This window comes from Psychrobacter coccoides, assembly GCF_017498085.1.
GTDB classification, from domain to species: domain Bacteria; phylum Pseudomonadota; class Gammaproteobacteria; order Pseudomonadales; family Moraxellaceae; genus Psychrobacter; species Psychrobacter coccoides.
In genome coordinates this window covers 124,896-145,123 of record NZ_JAGBKM010000002.1, presented here as the reverse complement: position 1 = coordinate 145,123, position 20,228 = coordinate 124,896, and the positions used below count along the sequence as shown (strand labels likewise).

The following is a 20,228-nucleotide window of genomic DNA, read 5'->3' as shown; positions in this document are numbered from 1 at the left end:
GACCGGCTCTCTCATATCATTGTAACAATTTATACGCCTATTAGTTTACACACGTAAACTAAATTTAGCAAAGTCATTTGAGTTTGTTACTGTTAACAGTATTGACCATAACCCTGATGTCATACGCCCCTGATACCATATACTAACGTTTAAACGCTTAAACTGTCTAAAGCAGCTCGCAGCTCGTCCATTTTAACCATTATTTTTTGCTGAGCGTTTGCCACAGCGCTGGCGTCATCAGCGTTTATGTCAGCGAAGTTTTGTACCAGTGCACTACCGACGATAATCCCATCTGCGTGCTGGCCAATTGCTTTTGCTGACGCTGCATCACGGATCCCAAAACCCACACATACGGGCAAATCTGTCTCAGCTTTGATCGCTTGTACCTGAGTGGCAACGTCATCCGTATCCAGTGTCGCTGAACCTGTCACGCCTTTTAGCGATACATAGTAGATATAACCACCACAATGGGTCAATACTTGCTCACGGCGCTCAGGCAAAGTTGTGGGAGACAATAAAAATATCTCATTCATCGAGTGTTCAGTTAGATGCTGGGTAAAACTCCCCGCCTCAGCAGGTGGCAAATCCACCATCAAAATACCATCGACGCCTGCCTGTTCGCACAAGGTGACAAAGTTATCATAACCGATGATCTCTACTGGGTTGAGGTAACCCATAAGGATAATCGGTGTTTGGCTGTCTGTTTTGCGAAACTGGGCGACCATATTTAGGGCGTCACGAGTACTGGTCCCTGCAGCCAAAGCACGCTCGCCTGCTAGGGCAACCGTTGGACCATCGGCCATGGGATCAGAAAATGGCAAGCCCACTTCGATCATATCTGCGCCATGCTTGACTAAGTCGTGCATCAAGCCCACAAAGCTATGAGGATTAGGATCGCCTGCCATTACATAAGGTATGAGGGCTTTTTTGTTTTGAGCTTTTAACGTTTCAAAAGTGCTTTCAATTCGGGTCATAGTGGTTCTCTAAAATCCATTAGTATAAATGATTTATTTGCCCCCTAATTCAAGCGTTTTTATTATCAAGCTAAAGGGCCTAAATCGTTTTTTATGAGGTGATATCTAACAAATCGCAGTTAACAGGCAAGCAGTTATTACAACTCAATCCCTTCTGCCTTCATTACCGAATGCAGATCCTTATCACCACGGCCCGACATATTGACCACGATGCTTTGTTCAGGGGTCATGGTCTTCGCCAGTTTCAAAGCATAAGCCACTGCATGAGCAGATTCGAGCGCAGGGATAATACCTTCTTTACGAGTCACTTCATGAAAGGCTGCCAATGACTCTTTGTCTGTACAGCCAACATAGTCAACCCGATTCATGTCTTTTAAAAAGCTGTGTTCAGGACCGACACCAGGATAATCAAGTCCTGCTGAGATAGAATGCGTCTCCTGAACCTGTCCTTCATCGTCTGCCATCAGGTAGGTACGGTTACCATGCAACACACCGATACGACCAGCAGCAAGTGGTGCTGAATGACGACCCGTCTCAACCCCATCACCTGTCGCTTCGACGCCATACATCTTGACCTTAGTATCATTTAAAAAGTCAAAAAACAAGCCGATAGCGTTTGAGCCTCCACCAACACAAGCAACCAACGCATCAGGCAGCTTGCCTGTTTTTTCTAAATGTTGGATACGTGCTTCTTTGCCAATGATCGCCTGAAAGTCACGCACTAACAGCGGATAAGGATGCGGCCCTGCTACCGTACCGATGATATAATACGTGGTGTCAACATTGGTTACCCAGTCACGCATGGCTTCATTCATCGCATCTTTTAGTGTGCGTGAGCCGGAGCTGACAGGGACCACTGTTGCACCGAGCAAGCGCATACGATAAACGTTCATCTTTTGACGCTCGACATCATCAGCGCCCATATAGACGATACACTCTAATCCTAAACGTGCAGCAATGGTTGCTGTCGCTACGCCATGTTGGCCGGCACCCGTCTCAGCGATAATGCGTTTTTTACCACACATCTTAGCGAGCAATGCCTGACCGATGGTGTTATTTACTTTATGTGCGCCAGTATGATTCAGGTCCTCACGCTTAAAGTAAATCTGCGCACCGCCGATTTCATCACTTAGGCGTTTGGCATGATATAGCGGCGTCGGACGGCCGACATAATTGACCAAGTCATTGTGATACTCTTCCCAAAAGGCGGGATCGGCTTTTACTTTAGTATACAGCGTCTCTAGCTCTTCTAAGGCAGCCATCAAGGTTTCAGAGACAAACCGGCCACCATGGACACCAAAGTGTCCGCGAGCATCGGGATATTGGTTAAAATCTTGCACGTCTGTTGGATTGGTAAAGGTGTTGATGGCTTTTGCAGTATTGGCTTGGTTTACATTACTCATCAAGATGTCCTGTAGATAATAAGTTCGTTAAAAAGTGCCCCATAAAGGCATCAAAAATAATTGAATATGATAATTATAGAATATAAGCGTGAATAAAAAACAAACAGCAAACCCAAACGACTGCAAGCAGCGTCCAAATCATGTATTTAAAGCGCAAGTACCAAAATCCTGCGGCAAAGCATAAATAAGCGCAAGTAAAAAAGAAATAGCCACGAGCGACAGCATCACCGCCTGCATAATGAGAAATAGGCAAACCTCTTGTACCGCCTAACGCTATATCTTGTTCAATCACTCCAGCATAAGCAAGAAAACTAAAAACAATAATACCTAAACTGCAACATAGCCATGTAAACCGATGAAAGCCTTTTTCGGCATTACGCCCGCAGTCAACCTCTTCACCAATCATGGCATTCCCTGTTATTTACCTACAGCCTTCATAAAAGCACGCATTTTGGCAGCGTCTTTTTTGCCTTTATCATATTCAATGCCGCCGCTGACATCGACGCCGTAAATAGGCATATCAAGAAGGTCAGCGACGTTGTCAGCATTTAACCCGCCCGCTAAGATTATCGGTAGCGAGCTGTCTTTTGGTATCAGACTCCAATCAAACCTTGCCCCTGTGCCGCCATATTTATGGGGGTGATAAGCATCGAGCAAGATACTACTCGCCCCTGCTGCTGCAAATCGATCGATACGGTTATTTACACTCTCTAAGGTGTCAGTCTCTGCATTGATACGCAGCGCTTTCATCCAGCGCTTATTGACAGCATATGCCAGCTGCTGGCATTGTTCTGGCGTCTCATCACCATGAAACTGAATGATATCAAAAGGCACTTGATGTGCCAGCTCGACCAGCTCATTATCGGCCATATTCACCACCAGTGCCACCACACTGACAAAAGCAGGTATGCGTTTGACCAACGCTTTCGCCTGCGAGACAGTAACCGCTCTCGGACTGGGCGGATAAAACACCAAGCCAACGGCATCAGCGCCAAGCTGCACGGCGGTATTGACGTCATCAAGCTGGGTAAACCCGCAAAACTTAACGTGCATTATATGACCTTCAGTAAACCTAGTATTGAATATGATGTCATGTGACAAGCTCGCAACACACTCCAATCATTAGATATGGTGCTGATTTGTTAATCCTTTGGCAAATCCATTGCATCCAAAAACTTATCCTAGCATACTTTTATTCATCGTTTGCTTTATGATTGCGATTGATTCATACAAGGATAAATGAATGCCTAAAGATAACCAGAATTTGAATAACAGCCACGCTCATTCGCCACATTATTTGATGTGGTTTCGTCGTGACTTGCGCATACATGACAATACAGCACTAGCGGCCATTTGTGAACAAGCCAATGCGCAGGGCGCTCAAGTTAGTGCCGTTTTTTTTCTTACGCCTGAACAGTGGCAAGCGCATGATACTTCACTGGTTCAAGTCGATCACATTGCCCGTACGCTGCCATTGTTAGCAAAGGCACTACAAAACCAGCTTAATATCACATTGAACGTTCACTTGTGTCCCAGCTTTACTGATTGCGTGAGTACGCTTAGCACATTGTGTAAGGACAATGATATCAGCTGCATCATGGCCAATCATGAGTATGAAGGTAACGAGATTGAGCGCGATGAGCAGCTCACTAAGCAGTTGGCACAAACCGATATCGACTTTATCCGCTGGCATGATCAATGTATTTTGCCACCCCAGACTATCACTACTAATGACGATAGTATGTATAAAGTCTTTACTCCTTTTTATAAAAAATGGCGACACACTTTAGAGGTCAGCAATATGCAAATGCATGAAGCAGCAGCCGTAAATAATAAGGCCAAGCTAAAAACCTCAAAGTCTAGCGCCAGCACTATCAAAGGCATAGAAAAGTTAAGTAAAGAGACCATCAGCAATTACCAAAAGACCTTACAAGACACTGGTTTGTTGGCACATATTGATATGGATGCACAGCTTGAACACGCTCGGACAGCGTATCCTGCAGGTGAAGATGCTGCTCGTCAGCGCCTCAGCACATTTATCGCTGATGATATTGATAACTACGATGTAAGCCGTGATGTGCCTAGTCTACATGCAACCAGTCAGATTTCAGCCTACCTGACCATTGGCGCAATCAGCCCCAGACTGTGCTACTTACAGGCGAGCAAAGCGCAAGAAAAGTTACATGGTAATGATGGTGACAATGACGATATCAATCGCTGGATAAGCGAGCTGGCGTGGCGAGATTTTTATCGTCATGTGCTGGTAGACAGACCTGACTTAATTCGTCATAAGGCTTATAAAGAAGAGACAGACACCAAAATTAATTGGTCCTATAATCAGGATGACTTTGAGACCTGGTGTAGCGGCAGGACAGGCGTACCATTGATCGATGCGGCGATGCGCTGCCTCAATGCGACAGGATTTATGCACAATCGCCTGCGCATGGTGACGGCGATGTTTTTGACCAAAGACTTACTGATTGATTGGCGCTTAGGCGAGCGCTACTTTATGCAGCAACTGATAGATGGGGACTTTGCTTCCAATAACGGTGGCTGGCAATGGAGCGCATCGACAGGTACGGACTCGGCCCCCTACTTCCGTATTATGAACCCCTTTAGTCAAGGCAAAACGCATGACCCAGAGGCCATATTCATCAAGACTTGGTTGCCTGAGCTTAAGGGCGTTCCTGCCAACCTCTTGCACAGCGAGGACAAAATACGCCAAGCACTGGCAAAGGGTGGTAAGTTTGCTGATGTTGACTATCCATTACCAATGGTCGAGCATAAAGCAGCACGGCAACTGGCCATTACTGAATTTAAAAAAGGATAGTTAAACCTCTTTATCTAGGTGCTGTGTATCATCAGTATAATCTATCAGCTATCAGCTATCAGCACCTAGAACACTTATCAGCCAGTCTCCTCATACCGTCATTTTATAACTTTTCGTTATTTTGTTTGTCCAGCTCAACCAGGCGATTAATTGCTTTGTTCATACCATGCATGATCTGCCCTAGTAACACTTGTTGCTTGGTTACGACGATGACAATCATCGGCTGGTTTTTATTAGGAACAGCACTGATCATCACTTTGCCGTCTTGTGCGTCCAAAATAACAGAGCGACATCCTGTCAACTGTGCTTCATTGGTCAATGCCTGTACTAGCGCTATAATAGAGCTACCAACCGCAGACAATTTACCCCCATCATATTCTTTTTGAAAAATAGAACACACCTCAAAGCCATCCGTTGAGGCAAGCAGCACACCATCGATACCACTGGTAGTGTGTACCAAGTCGTGGAGGACTTCTTTTGCTGTTGCGACAAAAAGCTCTGAGGGCTTAAGGCTGTTTGACGCCATCTGAAACATTTGTTCATTCATTACATATTGTCCATTATTACCAAATTTTACTTTTTAAATAAGTGTTTAACGCCACCATAACGTCACTTTTAATTAACCTTGCTCAAGCGAGGTGATGATGGTTTCAACCAATAACAGCACATCATCTTTTTTGCGCATATCAACAGGGAATACAGGTAAGATGCGCTCATTGTCCTGTAACCATTGACGATAGATATCAAATTCACGCTCAGGCTTTTTATCGATTTGACTGACCCCAACGATAACTCGACCTTGATATATCTTGTCAAACTTCTCTAGATAATTGGCCATATCCTGAACGGGATCAGCGGCCGAATGATCGATTAGAATAATCACGCCAAGTGCACCCTGCGCTAAAATTGGCCAGATAAAATCAAAGCGCTCCTGCCCTGGAGTACCATACAGCCCGATGCCTGTCGCATCATCAAAGGTCAGCTCGCCATAATCCATACCAACAGTGGTCAAAGCTTTCGTATGGGCATCCAAATCTGTGTTTTTCACTTCTGTCGATACCACTGGAATATCAGAAAGACTGGCTATGGCTTGTGTTTTTCCTGCACCCATAGGACCACTAAAAACAATTTTTAAACGTTGCATAATAATTGACTACCTAGCGCTCATCAGCGCATTTAGAATTAAACAGTATAAAGTCTAGAGTATATTCGTCAGACATTCGCTATTTGAGCATGGTTTTGCAGCTGTAGAGCCTCACCTTCATAACCCCAGCTTTTGGCGTAATCGTGCTAAAAACCCACGCTTTTCTTGCTGAGCAGCAGAAGGTTTAGCGGTTTCTTTATTTGCCATATCATCGGGGACGTTGATCACACTCGATGTAGTGAGCGTGGAGACTTCGCCTCGAGCCCGTCTTTCTAGCAATGCTTCAAGTGCTGTCTGTTTAGTGCTGTTTTCTGTCGGTTCGGTTGCTGCCGGCTCGACTACAACAGAAGAGGTGGCGGCGTTTTCTACTTCATGAGGCTTATCATGTACAGAACGGCTCACCGATGTATCCAGATGTTCATAGTGTTCAGACTTTAGAGCCCCTGCAAACAATAAACCAGCGATTATCTTTTTGACATTTTTTACTGAAATACTGGCCAGCCTTGATAGCTCGTTGACATCACAAGGGGCTTTTTCTAGTGCATTCATCACTTGCAACAACTCACGTCGACTTTTATTTATCGCTTTAGTGTTACCATGCGTACTGTGCTTAACGGCGCTGACAGGTTTAATCCAATAACTTAACTGATAAAGAATGTCATCATTAATTAATGGAAGTAAGGGATCAACTTCTCCCCAAGCGCAGCGCCAAAGCCATTGCACCAAATCCTGAGCGTCTGCCGCTGGTGGCTGTATACCCTGATAGTTACTTAATTGCCAATGACAACTACTCGGTGAGACTAAGACATTCTCAGACTGTCTGAGCCAGACACGAGCACGACTAGGCTCTGCAATGGCAATTGTCTGATTGTCAACGACGATCTGATACAGACCGGCTGGTTTTTTATGTAACGCCTGAATAAAGTTGATAACACTTTGATCACTCCCTGCAGAGGAGCTGGAGCTGCCAACCTGAGTCGTATCAGACTTCAGTACATGGTTATCTGTCGCTCGACTGCTAGAATCTTGTCCATAGGTGGCAGCGTGAGCGTCAGGCGTTGCTATCTGATGGTCAGAGTCCGTCTCAACCAATGCTTCATTACTTGTAGGTTCGAGCGTATCGCCTTCTGTATCTCCAGAAAGTACAGGTACTGTACTCATTAGCCACGCATCAAGCTGATGGAGAGACTTCAAAGGTAAAATTAGCCGATCATCGACCAACTCCCCTTCTCCAGTAGAGGTTCGGCTCGTATAGAGGACAGGCTTATCACGCTGGCCTTGCAGTATCTTGATATTAGCTGCATACCGGAAATCATTACTGATCAAAAACAAGTCAACCTGCGGATGCTTGGCGGATACCCACTCAAGCTCAACATGTAGCCGTAACAATACTCGCAAATAGCCTTTGATCATAATCTGATCGGCAGGTCTAACCCCCACTATTGCTATACGTAACACTTTCTTTTGATTTTCCTGAGCATCTTGTTCGAGACTACTCATATACACTCTCCAAACGCACTATTTGCCAGCAACCCTATGCAGACCAGCCTATTAAAGTGTGACTATTCGGTTTTTATTATTGATATTAATATAAAAACAATGTTTGCAGCTGCAAAATCCATACCAATATCTTCTAAAATATAAAGGTTCTATAAAAAAACACCTTTAATCCGTAGATTAAAGGTGTTAAGTAAACAATGCTAAATATAGCAGCTGTATACACGCTGTTTCGTTAGGGCAGTCGACAAGACCCTGCGCCTTGGGTAGTGACCGTTACCACTGCACCTGTCATCTCAAATAGCTGCTGCAATTGTGTCTGTGCATTTTTTAGCGCAATATTCATGACATCACCACGGCAAGCACGTTCTAAAATCTCCTCCTTAGCCATTGTCTGGGCTTGCTCTAGTATTTTGGGATCAACCTGCATCAAACCAAAAGCGCCTGTCTGCCAATCATAAACCTCAATGTCTCTAAGATATACAGAAAAGATCTCTGATGGCGGCAAGGTGATATTGATCTGCGGCATCAGAGAAACGGGAGTATCCGTTTCATTCACTTGTTTCTCTTGAGCAGCAGTCAGCGACTTAGGAGCTGGTACGACCTGTACCATCTCAGGCGTCAACTCGCTTAGATCTATTCCTGCATTGACACGGCCACGAGCGATAAACAGCCCTTTTTGTTCATCTTGCCACAGTTTCATCCAACTGCCCTGACGCTGACTAGTAATGACAGTATCCACACTAAATGCCACCGTTTGCAACCTATTTAGTTGCTGGATTTGCGTGACCACCCCTTCACGGGTTATGGTCTCTACAGGCTCCTCGACAGTTCGTGTTTGAATGGTATAGACGGCAAACGCTAAGGCGGTAAAGCTCAGTATTAACAATAGCCACGTCGCAACTCCAATAGACGGCTTTGGTTTGGGACGTTTACTAAGTATATCTTGAGAGTCAGTGGAGGGCTGATGATTAGGAGTTGTCATATGTGCTACCCTTTTTTGTTATTGAGATTCACAACAGTTATAAAGCCTGTATTAAGCAGGATAATTAGGGACTATTACAGAGTATAAATGATGTCTTTTAAAACCACTTCAAGCTCTGACTACCAAGTGACTACACAAGGATTTAACAAAACACCTATGCTCCAAAACCTGCTAACTAGTGGCAAATTTCTGCTGTATGTTTGCCATTATTTCGTCATTTGTGCATCGTTGTCACTCAAAAAACAAAAAGTCATTGCGTCTTAAGCAAACTTTACCTAACATAGTAAGATTGCATCGAGAAAACATGCCTGTATATAGGCTGTCTTATATCAAGACAACTCGATCAAATCATTAGTTATATTAGGTACAAAGGCAGGCTTGTAGCGACTATTTAAGCGCTCAGCGCCTATTTATTATTTTATCGTTGATAAGGTTCCGCTTTATTTATGAAAGCCAGTCAATTTTTGTTCGCTACGCTAAAAGAGACCCCAAGTGATGCCGATATCGCCTCAAGCCAACTGATGGTGCGTGCCGGTCTTATTCGAAAAATCGCTTCTGGGTTATATGTTTGGTTGCCCATGGGACTACGCATTTTACAAAAAGTCGAACGCATCGTTCGTGAAGAGATGCAAAATATCGGTGCACAAGAAGTATTGATGCCCATGACCCAACCCGCTGAGCTATGGCAGACTACCGGTCGTTTCGAAGACTATGGTCCAGAGTTGTTACGGTTTAAAGATCGCCATGATCGTGATTTCGTTTTAGGTCCAACGCACGAAGAAGTTATCACCAACCTCGCTCAAGGTGAGCTGCGCAGTTATAAGCAGCTGCCTATTACCTTCTTCCAGATTCAGGGCAAGTTTCGTGATGAGATTCGCCCTCGTTTTGGCGTGATGCGTGCCCGTGAATTTACGATGAAGGATGCGTATTCATTCCATGTCGATCAAGCGTCATTAGCTAAGACTTATGATGATATGTACGATGCTTATACTCGTATCTTTACTCGCTTAGGTTTAGACTTCCGTGCGGTACAGGCAGATACAGGATCTATCGGCGGCTTTGCGTCTCATGAGTTTCATGTATTGGCAAGCAGCGGTGAAGACGACATTGCCTTCTCCGACTCTTCTGATTACGCTGCCAATGTGGAGCTTGCCGAGTCAGTCAGCACAGCCGATCGCCAGCCACCTAAGATGGCACGTGAAGACGTACTGACAGAAGGGCTGACCAGCTGCAAAATGGTCGCTGAGTACTTAGACGTCCCCCTAGCGACCACGGTCAAAACCTTGATTGTACATGGTCATAAAGAAGATGGCACCCCTCAGCTCATCGCTGTTGTACTACGTGGGGACCATCAACTTAACCACATCAAAGCAGAAAAAATTGAAGAGGCCAATGTACCTTTGACCTTGGCATCCGATGAAGAGCTAAAAGCAGCAGGCTTACATAAAGGCTATGTGGGTGTTGATCTAGACATACCTGTGTTTGTCGATCGCTCAGCGGCAACGCTATCTGACTTCGTAACTGGCGCTAATGAAGTCAACAAGCACACCATTGGTATGAACTGGGTACGTGATGCGAGCATTACACGTATCGTTGATGTCCGTAACGTAAAAGAGGGCGACCCATCCCCAGACGGTAAAGGCACATTAAAAATCAAACGTGGTATCGAAGTGGGTCATATCTTCCAGCTTGGTGATAAGTACTCACAAGCGATGGGCTGTAGTGTCTCAGGCGAAGACGGTAAGCCCGTCACACTGATGATGGGTTGCTACGGTATTGGCGTTAGCCGTATCATTGCCGCTGCCATCGAACAAAATAACGATGAAAATGGCATCATGTGGCCACAGACACCGGATGTCGATGATTCCATTGCCCCTTTTGAAGTCGCCATCATACCGATGAAGTCAAAAGAAGATACGGTCATGCAAACCGCTACAGCCTTATATGAAGAATTAAAATCTCAAGGCGTCAACGTACTACTGGATGACCGTAATGAGCGCCCAGGCGTTAAGTTTGCTGATCTTGAGCTGATTGGTATTCCACATCGTATCGTGGTCTCAGATCGCAACCTTGCCGAAGGTAAGTTTGAGTATGTCAATCGCCGTGAAGCAGAGAAGCAAATGCTTAGCCGTGAAGAAGTCTTGGCTAAGGTAAGCGGTAAATAATCTTTAACAAGATGATGCCTTGACCTCCTCCCCTCGCTAAACCGAGGGGATTCCTACCGCTAGACGGTCAAGCCCGACCGCAAGGATGTTCTTAGCGGCATTGATATCTCTATCATGCCATGTGCCACACTCAGCACACCTCCATCCTCTTATTCCAAGACCTGCTCTACCTTTTGGACTACTGCCACTTATTTTAAGGCAGCACGAGCAGGTCTGGGTAGTGTAACTCTCATTTACCATCTCAAAACGACAACCTGCATGCTTGCATTTATATTCCAGTTGTCGTTTAAGTTCAAACCAACCTGCATCGTATGTCGATGTAGCCAGTTTGGTTTTTTTAGTTGTAAATGAGCGGGATTTAACATCACCAACCACAATCAAGGCATTGCTCTGCACTAGCTTGGTGGTGAATTTATGAATTAAGTCTAATCTTGTGTTTTTGATGTTGGCGTGAATTGCTTTAACACGTTTTTTATTATTAGCACGTTGAGCGATAGCAAGCTTTTTCGCCCATTTTTGCGTTTGCTTAATAGTTAGCTTGTCACCATTTGAGGTGGTAGCAGACTCTGTTAAGCCTAAGTCAATACCAACGCTGCCCATACCACTTGCTTGTTTGGGGTAGTCTTTAACGGTAATACACGCATACCAGCGATTACGGCTGTCTTGTACTATCTCTAAGGTGTTTATTTGATATAGACTGAGGTTGTAGCTATCAAACATATCAATAACTAACTTCTGACCTCTAGATAAGGATAGCTGTATGGTTGATTTAAGTGCTTTCTTTCCCGTTTGTTTGCTATGTAGATACTTGATAGCAGACTTTTTAAAGGGTATCCAGCCCAGTGATTTACGTTTGGCATCAGGACGATTGGTACGCCAGTTAAGTTTGGCTTTTTTAAACTGTTTGCGAGCCTTGGCGTGAGTCTCATTAATGGCTTGCAGTGTTTGACTGTGTAAGCCTAAACACTCACCGCTACCTTTGGTATACTCACTTAAATCATAAGCACTAAAAAACCTACCGGTACGCTTTAAATGCTCAAAGCAAAGCGCATTGACATAGTTCCACACGAAGTTTACCGAACCGCTTAGCTGATTCAGCTCTTTTATGTGTTTGTCTTTAATGCGTAGTTTGAGGGTTTTCATACCTTTAGTATGGCGAGGGTAATTTTAACTTACAACCCTTTAAACACTACTCACGACAGTACGTGTCGCCTTATATCCACCCCCTGAAGTGGGTGGTTTTACGGCGATAGGTGATAAGAAGCAATCGGCCGAACAAGTAGGTTATGCCTACTGGCGAACAAGACGACTGGGCTGCGGCAACAAGCTCATATCACTCACTCGGCACGGGTTGATATCGATACCGCCACGTCGTGTATACCAGGCTCTAACTATCAAGGCACTGGGGTCATAGTACTCGCTTAGGTCAGCAAACACTTGCTCGACACATTGCTCGTGAAAGCCATTGTGTTGACGAAAGCTTAGAATATAGCGCAGCATACTGGCTTTATCAATCGTCTTATCCGTCGTTATCGAAACCGATAGCGTCCCCCAATCTGGCTGATTGGTCACCGGGCAGTTACTACGCAGCAAGTGCGAATAAAAATGATCAGGTTTATCTTGGTTTATAGCGTTGGTATTAGCGACTCGTAATAAAGTCGCATCGGGATGCTCACTCAATGCCACCTTACTGCTGCTGTCGGTCAGTGCATTATCAATACAAACGCCATCTGGCCGAGTCACAGCCAGGCTTGACGTCTCATCATCCAAAGCAAACAGCTCAACCTGTACCTCTGTTTGCAGGCAATGAGATAAGTCTGTGGCTATGAGTTGTTCTACTGCTTGCCAGCTCGCAAACTCAGTAAAGTTCAAGCTGTTAAAGTACAGCTTAAGCGATTTGGACTCAATGATATAAGGCGAGCTTGCAGGAATACTCAAACGTGCCATGGCCACTTGTGAAATGCCTTGCTCATTCAGCCAAGACATCTCAAACGCCTGCCACCAGTCTACACCGACTGCCAACCTCTCATCATCCCAACCGATCGCCGTGCGCCCTAAACAACGCTCAATAGGATAAAGGGTTTCTGGGCTATATTCAGTAGGATAGTTATTGGTCTGCTGACCTAAAATACCGTGAATACTCATGGTGCTTCCTAAAGCAAAACTGTTAAATGCAACACCTTCTAATTAAGAAGAATTACAGACGTACTCGCGACCCATCACTTAATAAACGATAAGCAAGGAAATAAAACACGATACAAAAGGCAAAAATAGCAGCCATTGAATAAAAAACGTTTACATCGGAATATCCCAAGATACCATAGCGAAACGAGTTAACCATATAGACGATAGGGTTTAGCAGTGAGACATTTTGCCAAAACTCTGACAAGTCTTCCATCGAATAAAACACCCCACCCAAAAAGGTCAGAGGCGTCAGTACAAAGCTTGGAATGATAGAGATATCATCAAAAGAACGCGCAAAAACCGCATTAATAAACCCGCCAAGCGAAAACAAAATCGACGTACCGAGCACAGTAAAAATGGTGACAAATAAGTGCTCAATGCCAAGGTCAGTAAAGAACAGCGCCACAATCGAGACAATAATAGCAATCGTTAATCCACGAAATATACCGCCGCTGATATAACCCATCAAAATAGCGTGCTTAGAAACAGGAGATACCAATAACTCTTCAATACTGGCAGTGAATTTGGCACTAAAAAAGCTTGAAACCACGTTCGAGTAGCTGTTAGTAATGACCGCCATCATGATAAGACCGGGGACAATAAATTGCATATAGGGCACGCCGCCCATCTCACCAACCCTATCTCCTATCATTCTACCAAAGATAACAAAATAGAGCGTCATCGTAATCACAGGAGGCAATAAGGTCTGTGGCCAGATGCGCAAAATACGGCGAATCTCTTTAAGCAAAATAGTACGAAAAGCAATCCACTTTTTAGACCATGACATGGTTTCATTAGGGTCTACTATTATTTTCTTGTTCATAACCCTGACTCCTTCATAGTGTCTTCATTTTGAATGTTTTGGTCTACCAAACGCATAAACAGCTCTTCTAAACGATTTGATTTGTTGCGCATACTTGCAATACTAACACCCTGCTCAGACAGTTGAGTGAACACACCATTTAACGACTCACCCTCTGTCAGCGTCACCTCAATAGTCAGATCATCAGGCTGTGTCACTGCCGTGACACCAGACAGCTGTACGGGCTGCGTAAGCGGTGCACTGACATCCAGTACAAAAGTCTCAACAGACAGCTGAGCGAGCAGATCCTTCATCTCGGTATTAATACGAATCTCACCATGATCTAAAATAGCAATGCGTTTACACAGCTGCTCTGCTTCCTCTAAGTAGTGCGTGGTCAGAATAATCGTAGTGTTTTCTTCGATATTGATTTGCTGCATAAACTCCCACATAGAGCGGCGCAGCTCAATATCTACACCAGCCGTTGGCTCGTCTAAGATAAGCAGCTTGGGTTTATGTATCAAGGCTCGTGCGATCATCAAACGCCGCTTCATACCCCCTGATAGCTCACGTGACATATTTCGGCGCTTATCCCACAAGCCTAGCGCCTTTAGCAGACGCTCAGCTCGAGGTTTGGCTTCTTTAGCAGGAATTCCAAAGTAGCCTGCTTGGGTGATTAAAATGTCCTCAACCTTTTCAAACTGGTTAAAATTAAACTCTTGCGGTACAACGCCAAGATATTGTTTTGCAAGTGAGGGGTTGGCCAAAAGGTCGGTGCCAAAAATATGCACACTGCCAGTCGTCGGCTTAAACAGCGAGCTAATAATACCAATCATCGTTGACTTACCAGCACCATTTGGCCCAAGCAATGCAAAAAAACCGCCTTGTGGTACGGTCAGAGTGACATCCTTAAGTGCCGTAAAACCATTATCATAGGTTTTAGATAGGTTTTTGATAGCAAGCGCTGGTGCCTCAGACATGAATACCTCTTTATTTATTAGTGATAAGTTTTATGGACAAGGGTTTAAATAAAACGCATAGAATGTAACGTGTAATAGCATAAAATGAGGCTGCTACCACTGAATTTCAACTTCATTATATTAGAAGTATCCTATTGATAATACTCATCATAAAAAACGCCTATCTCATAAAATGAAATAGGCGTCTGGTCATACGAGACAAATTTATACCAGTAGTCATGCTATCTTTGTCTCTAAAAAAACAAATTAGCTTGCTTCACTAACCATGTAATCTACTGCGTTTTGTACTTCCTCATCAGGAATATCAGCGCCACCTTTGGCGGGCATGGCATTAAAGCCATTGATAGAGTGGTCATAAAGCGTATCAATACCTTTGGCGATACGTGGACCCCATGCCCCTGCATCCCCAAACACTGGAGAGCCTAGTAAGCCTGCGCCATGACAAGTTTGACAAACAGCATTATAGACACTAGCGCCATCACGAGGGCCCCCATCAGCTGAAGCACTCGCTGCACGTGCAGTCACATCACAAGTCTCGCCCTCAAAGCACACACGGCCAACTGGCTGGATACGTGCGATTAAATTAGGATACAAGGCGACCAACTTCTGTACTTGTGGCGTATCTTGCGGAATTGGCGGTTCTTCATCAGCAGCCGCCTGTACAGCCTCTTCATCAGCGTCTGCCTCTTCAGTATCATCAGCTGCGACCTCTGCCTCAGTGGTTTCTTCAGCAGAGACCTCTTCCCCTTCAGCCACTGCTTGCGTTTCTACCACTTCAGAGGTGGCTATAGGCGTGTCTGCAGTATCTTCAGCTTGGCTCACCGCGATACTAGCGATTCCTAGAATGGCAGCTGCCGATAACATAACTACTTTTCTCATTCGTCACGTTCTCTTATTACATATACAAATGGCTGACACAATTGAGCAATGCCGCTTATCTTGTTATGGCCACTTATAGTAGTCAACACAAAACGTCATTTCTCTCGTGTGCACATTCGTAATCGGTGATATTAAATGTGTATTCTCCCTGACATTATAAGGGAAAAGACGGGTAGATTGCCATGCCTGTTTACGGACTATCTTGTTTTTTCGTAAAAAACATCTCCTATCAGCATTGAATATTGGCTTTATGACTTTTATTTGTTAGACTAAGCGGTCTTTATTTTTCGACATCCTGTACTGCTCAGAATACTTCACTCTATACCGTATTCGTTTAAAACAGTAGTTCAGTCAAAATATGCGCTCGTAGCTCAGTTGGATAGAGTATCGGTTTCCGAAGCCGAGGGTCGTGGGTTCGATTCCCGCCGAGCGCACCATTTATTAGTACGCCAACCGTTCCCCTTATCTTTTTCCCCATGCTTTGGTTTGATGACCTAAGCATCACTTTGTGTTGTTTAAGTTTCTTATTCAGGCTGCTTGCTAGTAGATAACACCTTGCCATTTCCTGTGCCAAATAATGTCATACTGCCAAATTTTGTCTATATTGCTCCTAAGCCTGAGGTTTCTTCTTTTTTATTGCTTAGGATCTGTTGATCCGCTTAAAGTCTTTAATAACGCCATATTCAGTTAACAGACGACTTACCTAATTATTTTATGAAAACAGTTGCTTAACATAATAGAAACAAATAAAATAGGCCAACAGTCCGTTCATCGGATATAAGGCCCGTTAATCTTAAAAATAATGATATTAATAGAATGTATTAAGTAATTATTTATAAACAACCCCTTTTATCTGTCATGTTGGCATATTAATTGCTGTAATAAAAACATAGCTACAACAAAGTCGTTGTAACTGCGTAATTTTTTATGAATTAAATAATCTGACAGGACGTCTTGTACATTACGTGAGATCTGAAACTAGGGGAAAACCATGAGCATCTTTTATATCACTGCGTTAACAGTAGCATTCATTTTTTGGGCTTTTATGACAGTTTGGCTGTTTAGACTAAAAAGATAGTTTTTTACACGTATTAGGCGCACTTAAACCAAGCAAAGACGGTTTAGTAAAGCCATTTTTACCAAGCTTTTGTAGCGCCTTAGTACATCACTAACAGTTTCGCTACCAATATATTTATCCAAACTCAGTATTAACCCGTCGCATCAGAGCTCCGAGGCTAGGAGAGATAATGAGTATCTTTTACATAACGGCGTTGGCCGTTGCTTCTATCTTCTGGGCTGCTATTATCATCTGGCTCATAATAAGCCGCTAAAAACATACTATCTAACGCCATAAGCGCATTATCAGACACCAATCCTGTCTGTGATGCGCTGTCAACGCCTTCTCTTCAGCTTACTCTACAAACTGTAGGCTTGCAGACAGCTGCGCCCGATTGGGTACACGATGATAGTTAATAATAGGCACCTCCCCTAAACGGCGCTGTCCTACCGCAATGTTTTTATCAATGGTGATCATCGCTATCTTTTTGTCTTGCTTTACGAGGAGTAAATGATTTGACCTACGAGTCACACGATAGCTTGGGAAGTGTCGCTGCAAAATAACTGCCGTTTTTTGTAAAGCATCATTGGGTGAGGTCTTTTTAATCGTTGATTGCGGATCATTGTGGGCGCTACTTTCTACTTTGCCTCGAAGATGTGCGACGAACCATAGTATCGCAACCACGGCCAACAATATGACAAGCCACCAAATTCCGTCTATCATAGAAGGAGATATCCATTACTGATTAAGGGTTATGTCATGGTAGCAGAATTGTCACCAGAGTTAATAGCAGAAGTAGAGCGTGCCGCTAAATTACTGGCCACTCAATCAAATATTTGTATCTTGACCGGTGCCGGTATATCCGCCGAAAGCGGCATTCCGACTTTTCGTGATAAACAAACTGGGCTGTGGGAAAACTACCAAGCGGAGGACTTGGCCACACCGACAGCGTTCGAACAGGATCCAAAACTGGTCTGGTCATGGTATCAATGGCGCAGGGCCTTGGTACACGAAAAAAAGCCAAACCCTGCCCATATTGCTCTCGCAAAATGGCAGCATGCTGCAAAGAAAGGTCAGCAGCGCATCACCTTGGTCACACAAAATGTTGATGACTTACATGAGCAGGCAGGCAGTAGTGCCACCCATCTGCATGGTCATTTATGGCGTAATCGCTGTCATGACTGTGGTAGTCCTGTTACCCAAGACACCGAAGCGCCGAGCGGCAGTAAAGACGCCCGCTTTGATGATGAGCTGATCACTTGTGCGCAGTGCGGTGGTTATATCAGACCCGATATCGTTTGGTTTGGTGAGGCGCTACCTGTGCAAGCTTGGCAAACAGCAGAAGAGGCTGCCGCCAACTGTGATGTATTTATGAGTATTGGCACATCAAGTTTGGTATATCCTGCGGCGAGTCTGGCTCATCTAGCCCAGCAGAATGGTGCCAAGCTGATTGAGATAAACCCTAACCCCACGCCCAACACGATGGTTGATATTACTTTAGCCGAAAAGGCGGGGGTTGTGATGCCGTTGTTAGTACAGCAAATCACTACGTAATTGCCTCTTTAGGCTACATGGGCTATATCGTCTCAAGCACCAGATCAACCTGAGCTAAATACTGCTGTTTCAGTTCGTCAGTGATAAACGACGAGCTAAAGGCATTTTTTACTAAGGTAATGATGTCGTTTTTTGACAAGGCTAAATGTTCATATAAGTTGATAAAGTTTTGATTGATATAGCCTTTAAAATAAGCGGGATCATCTGAATGGACACTGACATTTAAGCCGTAGTCCAGAAGCGCTTTGATATTGTGTTCTGTATAGCTTTCAAAGACCTTTAATTCGATATTTGAGTTTGGGCAAACAGTGAGCGGAATTTGTTCGCTTTTTAGTCTTTGCATCAGTGCAGCGCTATGGATAGATTGCACGCCATGATCAATTCTATCGATACCCAGCAGGTCTAGTGCTTCATTAATATAAGTAAAATCACCTTCTTCACCTGCGTGCGCCACCAGCTTAAAACCTTCAGCTTTCGCTTTTTTGAATACCTGTGTAAACTTTGACGGCGGATTACCAAGCTCTGAAGAGTCAAGACCCACTGCCGTAATGTACTCTTTAAAGGGTAACGCTTCTTCTAACGTCTCAAAAGCGGCTTGCTGTGACAAGTGTCTTAAAAAACACATGATGATACAGGAGGTGATGCCGTATTGTTTTTTGGCATCCACTAAAGCGTCGTTTATCCCTGTTATCACCGTTTCAAAGGCAATACCTCTTGAGGTGTGTGTCTGTGGATCAAAAAATATCTCAGTATGAATGACATTGTCTTCTACGCACTTTAGGATATACGCCCACGTCAAATCGTAGAAATCATCCTTGGTAATAAGGACATTGGCACCAGCATAATAAATGTCTAAAAAAGTCTGTAGATTGGTAAAGTTATAGGCATGGCGTACATCTTCAATACTTTTATAAGGAATCTGTATGTTGTTTTTTGCAGCCAGCTCAAACATAAGCTCAGGTTCTAACGAGCCTTCGATATGTAAATGCAACTCAGCTTTCGGTAGTTTTTTTATCAACTCAATCATTATATTCTCGTTTTCTCTGCTCTCAAGCTACTTTAATCTAACGCTATTTTAAAAAGACTACCGTATCAGACAGCTCATTACCTGCTGGATCATGCTCTAGGTGATAATATTGACGCAGCAGCTGTCCTACTTCATTCAGCAAGTCGCTTAGACTTTCTTCCATTTTTTGATTGCCAATACCCGTCACTGCTTTTTCACACATCGCATGCCATACTGTCGGACTGACATGAGCACTGATACCTCGATCAGCGACAATCTCTAATTTATGCTCACAGATATTGACATACACCAGCACGCCAGTATTTTCTTCGGTATCCCATACCCGATACTCACTAAACAAATCAACAGCACGCTCACGACAGTCGATATAGTAAGCAGACTGAATAGGCAGATGGTTTTCTATGATTAAAAACACCTCGCCTCGGTGGCCTCGCTCTGCCTCTGCTACCTTCATCGTCAAACGTGCCTTGGCCTCTGCTGTGAGCCACTTGCTGTGCAGCATCGGGACAAACAAGACTTGACGCCATAAGCGGGCAAAGCTTACCTGTGATGAGGGTTCGTTGTTTTGTGCCATGATATTATATCCTCAAATGTGCTGTTGCAAACTACTGTCTCGGGTGATGGCAAATCATTTTTATTTGTTATATTTGTGCTAGGGCTTGTCCTCATTTTAAAAATGGAGATAAAAATGAGATAAATTGCCGTCAAACAAGGAAAATAGCGCAGATAATATCGGGATATTACCTA

The 20,228-nt window shown here is 44.1% G+C and carries 20 protein-coding genes and 1 tRNA gene; 4 read left to right on the top strand and 17 right to left on the bottom strand.

What is annotated here, in order from left to right:
- Window positions 1-149: 149 nt before the first annotated feature.
- From trpA to J3492_RS02080, 4 genes are all read right to left on the bottom strand, one after another.
- The gene (gene trpA, locus J3492_RS02095; protein WP_207989271.1) at window positions 150-974 is read right to left on the bottom strand and encodes a tryptophan synthase subunit alpha; all 825 of its coding nucleotides are present in this window, start codon (window positions 972-974) and stop codon (window positions 150-152) included.
- Between the two features lie 137 nt (window positions 975-1,111).
- Complete coding sequence (trpB, locus tag J3492_RS02090) at window positions 1,112-2,377, bottom strand: tryptophan synthase subunit beta (protein ID WP_207989269.1); 1,266 nt, start codon at window positions 2,375-2,377, stop codon at window positions 1,112-1,114.
- A 73-nt stretch (window positions 2,378-2,450) separates the two neighbouring features.
- Window positions 2,451-2,783 (bottom strand): hypothetical protein, encoded by a 333-nt coding sequence (locus J3492_RS02085; RefSeq protein WP_207989267.1) that lies wholly within the window; start codon window positions 2,781-2,783, stop codon window positions 2,451-2,453.
- Window positions 2,784-2,794: 11 nt separating this feature from the next.
- Window positions 2,795-3,430 carry a phosphoribosylanthranilate isomerase gene (locus tag J3492_RS02080; RefSeq protein ID WP_207989265.1) on the bottom strand — a complete coding sequence of 212 codons (636 nt, stop codon included), beginning with the start codon at window positions 3,428-3,430 and terminating at the stop codon, window positions 2,795-2,797.
- Between the two features lie 190 nt (window positions 3,431-3,620).
- Between J3492_RS02080 and J3492_RS02075 the strand changes: the two genes are divergently transcribed.
- Entirely contained in the window at window positions 3,621-5,207 is a 1,587-nt protein-coding gene (locus J3492_RS02075; RefSeq protein ID WP_207989262.1) for a cryptochrome/photolyase family protein, read from the top strand.
- 103 nt (window positions 5,208-5,310) lie between these two features.
- On the opposite strand, the gene J3492_RS02070 is transcribed toward J3492_RS02075, so the two are convergent.
- The 4 genes from J3492_RS02070 to J3492_RS02055 all read right to left on the bottom strand — a co-directional run bounded on the left by J3492_RS02070 (window position 5,311) and on the right by J3492_RS02055 (window position 8,833).
- On the bottom strand, window positions 5,311-5,754 hold the full coding sequence (locus tag J3492_RS02070; RefSeq protein WP_207989260.1) for a roadblock/LC7 domain-containing protein: 444 nt from the start codon (window positions 5,752-5,754) through the stop codon (window positions 5,311-5,313).
- Between the two features lie 72 nt (window positions 5,755-5,826).
- On the bottom strand, window positions 5,827-6,357 hold the full coding sequence (locus tag J3492_RS02065) for an ATP/GTP-binding protein (protein WP_207989483.1): 531 nt from the start codon (window positions 6,355-6,357) through the stop codon (window positions 5,827-5,829).
- 111 nt (window positions 6,358-6,468) lie between these two features.
- Entirely contained in the window at window positions 6,469-7,851 is a 1,383-nt protein-coding gene (locus J3492_RS02060) for a hypothetical protein (protein WP_207989258.1), read from the bottom strand.
- Window positions 7,852-8,083: 232 nt separating this feature from the next.
- On the bottom strand, window positions 8,084-8,833 hold the full coding sequence (locus J3492_RS02055) for a DUF4230 domain-containing protein (protein ID WP_207989256.1): 750 nt from the start codon (window positions 8,831-8,833) through the stop codon (window positions 8,084-8,086).
- 446 nt (window positions 8,834-9,279) lie between these two features.
- Between J3492_RS02055 and J3492_RS02050 the strand changes: the two genes are divergently transcribed.
- Window positions 9,280-10,998: a proline--tRNA ligase gene (locus tag J3492_RS02050; protein ID WP_207989253.1), complete on the top strand. Its 1,719-nt coding sequence runs from the start codon at window positions 9,280-9,282 to the stop codon at window positions 10,996-10,998.
- Between the two features lie 36 nt (window positions 10,999-11,034).
- On the opposite strand, the gene J3492_RS02045 is transcribed toward J3492_RS02050, so the two are convergent.
- From J3492_RS02045 to J3492_RS02025, 5 genes are all read right to left on the bottom strand, one after another.
- Window positions 11,035-12,141 (bottom strand): RNA-guided endonuclease InsQ/TnpB family protein, encoded by a 1,107-nt coding sequence (locus tag J3492_RS02045; protein WP_207989251.1) that lies wholly within the window; start codon window positions 12,139-12,141, stop codon window positions 11,035-11,037.
- Between the two features lie 147 nt (window positions 12,142-12,288).
- Entirely contained in the window at window positions 12,289-13,143 is an 855-nt protein-coding gene (gene queF / locus J3492_RS02040) for an NADPH-dependent 7-cyano-7-deazaguanine reductase QueF (RefSeq protein WP_207989249.1), read from the bottom strand.
- A 52-nt stretch (window positions 13,144-13,195) separates the two neighbouring features.
- Window positions 13,196-13,969: an ABC transporter permease gene (locus J3492_RS02035; protein WP_207989480.1), complete on the bottom strand. Its 774-nt coding sequence runs from the start codon at window positions 13,967-13,969 to the stop codon at window positions 13,196-13,198.
- A gap of 32 nt (window positions 13,970-14,001) precedes the next feature.
- The gene (locus J3492_RS02030; protein WP_207989248.1) at window positions 14,002-14,964 is read right to left on the bottom strand and encodes an ABC transporter ATP-binding protein; all 963 of its coding nucleotides are present in this window, start codon (window positions 14,962-14,964) and stop codon (window positions 14,002-14,004) included.
- 246 nt (window positions 14,965-15,210) lie between these two features.
- Entirely contained in the window at window positions 15,211-15,843 is a 633-nt protein-coding gene (locus tag J3492_RS02025; protein WP_207989246.1) for a c-type cytochrome, read from the bottom strand.
- Window positions 15,844-16,203: 360 nt separating this feature from the next.
- Between J3492_RS02025 and J3492_RS02020 the strand changes: the two genes are divergently transcribed.
- Window positions 16,204-16,280: transfer RNA gene (locus tag J3492_RS02020), tRNA-Arg, on the top strand.
- Between the two features lie 798 nt (window positions 16,281-17,078).
- Here J3492_RS02020 and J3492_RS13370 read toward each other — a convergent pair.
- Window positions 17,079-17,213, bottom strand: a complete 135-nt coding sequence (locus J3492_RS13370; RefSeq protein ID WP_279381128.1) for a hypothetical protein — start codon at window positions 17,211-17,213, stop codon at window positions 17,079-17,081.
- Between the two features lie 41 nt (window positions 17,214-17,254).
- Entirely contained in the window at window positions 17,255-17,623 is a 369-nt protein-coding gene (locus J3492_RS02015) for a hypothetical protein (protein WP_207989244.1), read from the bottom strand.
- Window positions 17,624-17,659: 36 nt separating this feature from the next.
- On the opposite strand from J3492_RS02015, the gene J3492_RS02010 reads away from it, so the two are divergent.
- Window positions 17,660-18,454 carry an SIR2 family NAD-dependent protein deacylase gene (locus J3492_RS02010; protein ID WP_207989242.1) on the top strand — a complete coding sequence of 265 codons (795 nt, stop codon included), beginning with the start codon at window positions 17,660-17,662 and terminating at the stop codon, window positions 18,452-18,454.
- Between the two features lie 22 nt (window positions 18,455-18,476).
- Here J3492_RS02010 and J3492_RS02005 read toward each other — a convergent pair whose 3' ends face one another.
- Together J3492_RS02005 and J3492_RS02000 are read right to left on the bottom strand one after the other, a co-directional pair.
- Window positions 18,477-19,481, bottom strand: a complete 1,005-nt coding sequence (locus tag J3492_RS02005; protein ID WP_207989240.1) for an adenosine deaminase — start codon at window positions 19,479-19,481, stop codon at window positions 18,477-18,479.
- A 43-nt stretch (window positions 19,482-19,524) separates the two neighbouring features.
- Window positions 19,525-20,055, bottom strand: a complete 531-nt coding sequence (locus tag J3492_RS02000; RefSeq protein ID WP_207989238.1) for a TPM domain-containing protein — start codon at window positions 20,053-20,055, stop codon at window positions 19,525-19,527.
- Window positions 20,056-20,228: the final 173 nt, after the last annotated feature.

What these genes read in the sequence shown, in the direction of transcription:
- queF (WP_207989249.1), bottom strand. Translation starts at nt 13,143, where the DNA reads ATGAGTATTCACGGTATTTTAGGTCAGCAGACCAATAACTATCCTACT.
- J3492_RS02030 (WP_207989248.1), bottom strand. Translation starts at nt 14,964, where the DNA reads ATGTCTGAGGCACCAGCGCTTGCTATCAAAAACCTATCTAAAACCTAT.
- J3492_RS02060 (WP_207989258.1), bottom strand. Translation starts at nt 7,851, where the DNA reads ATGAGTAGTCTCGAACAAGATGCTCAGGAAAATCAAAAGAAAGTGTTA.
- J3492_RS02005 (WP_207989240.1), bottom strand. Translation starts at nt 19,481, where the DNA reads ATGATTGAGTTGATAAAAAAACTACCGAAAGCTGAGTTGCATTTACAT.
- J3492_RS02075 (WP_207989262.1), top strand. Translation starts at nt 3,621, where the DNA reads ATGCCTAAAGATAACCAGAATTTGAATAACAGCCACGCTCATTCGCCA.
- J3492_RS02025 (WP_207989246.1), bottom strand. Translation starts at nt 15,843, where the DNA reads ATGAGAAAAGTAGTTATGTTATCGGCAGCTGCCATTCTAGGAATCGCT.
- J3492_RS02045 (WP_207989251.1), bottom strand. Translation starts at nt 12,141, where the DNA reads ATGAAAACCCTCAAACTACGCATTAAAGACAAACACATAAAAGAGCTG.
- J3492_RS02080 (WP_207989265.1), bottom strand. Translation starts at nt 3,430, where the DNA reads ATGCACGTTAAGTTTTGCGGGTTTACCCAGCTTGATGACGTCAATACC.
- J3492_RS02015 (WP_207989244.1), bottom strand. Translation starts at nt 17,623, where the DNA reads ATGATAGACGGAATTTGGTGGCTTGTCATATTGTTGGCCGTGGTTGCG.
- J3492_RS02050 (WP_207989253.1), top strand. Translation starts at nt 9,280, where the DNA reads ATGAAAGCCAGTCAATTTTTGTTCGCTACGCTAAAAGAGACCCCAAGT.
- J3492_RS02035 (WP_207989480.1), bottom strand. Translation starts at nt 13,969, where the DNA reads ATGTCATGGTCTAAAAAGTGGATTGCTTTTCGTACTATTTTGCTTAAA.
- J3492_RS02085 (WP_207989267.1), bottom strand. Translation starts at nt 2,783, where the DNA reads ATGATTGGTGAAGAGGTTGACTGCGGGCGTAATGCCGAAAAAGGCTTT.
- trpA (WP_207989271.1), bottom strand. Translation starts at nt 974, where the DNA reads ATGACCCGAATTGAAAGCACTTTTGAAACGTTAAAAGCTCAAAACAAA.
- J3492_RS02000 (WP_207989238.1), bottom strand. Translation starts at nt 20,055, where the DNA reads ATGGCACAAAACAACGAACCCTCATCACAGGTAAGCTTTGCCCGCTTA.
- trpB (WP_207989269.1), bottom strand. Translation starts at nt 2,377, where the DNA reads ATGAGTAATGTAAACCAAGCCAATACTGCAAAAGCCATCAACACCTTT.
- J3492_RS02055 (WP_207989256.1), bottom strand. Translation starts at nt 8,833, where the DNA reads ATGACAACTCCTAATCATCAGCCCTCCACTGACTCTCAAGATATACTT.
- J3492_RS02070 (WP_207989260.1), bottom strand. Translation starts at nt 5,754, where the DNA reads ATGAATGAACAAATGTTTCAGATGGCGTCAAACAGCCTTAAGCCCTCA.
- J3492_RS02010 (WP_207989242.1), top strand. Translation starts at nt 17,660, where the DNA reads ATGGTAGCAGAATTGTCACCAGAGTTAATAGCAGAAGTAGAGCGTGCC.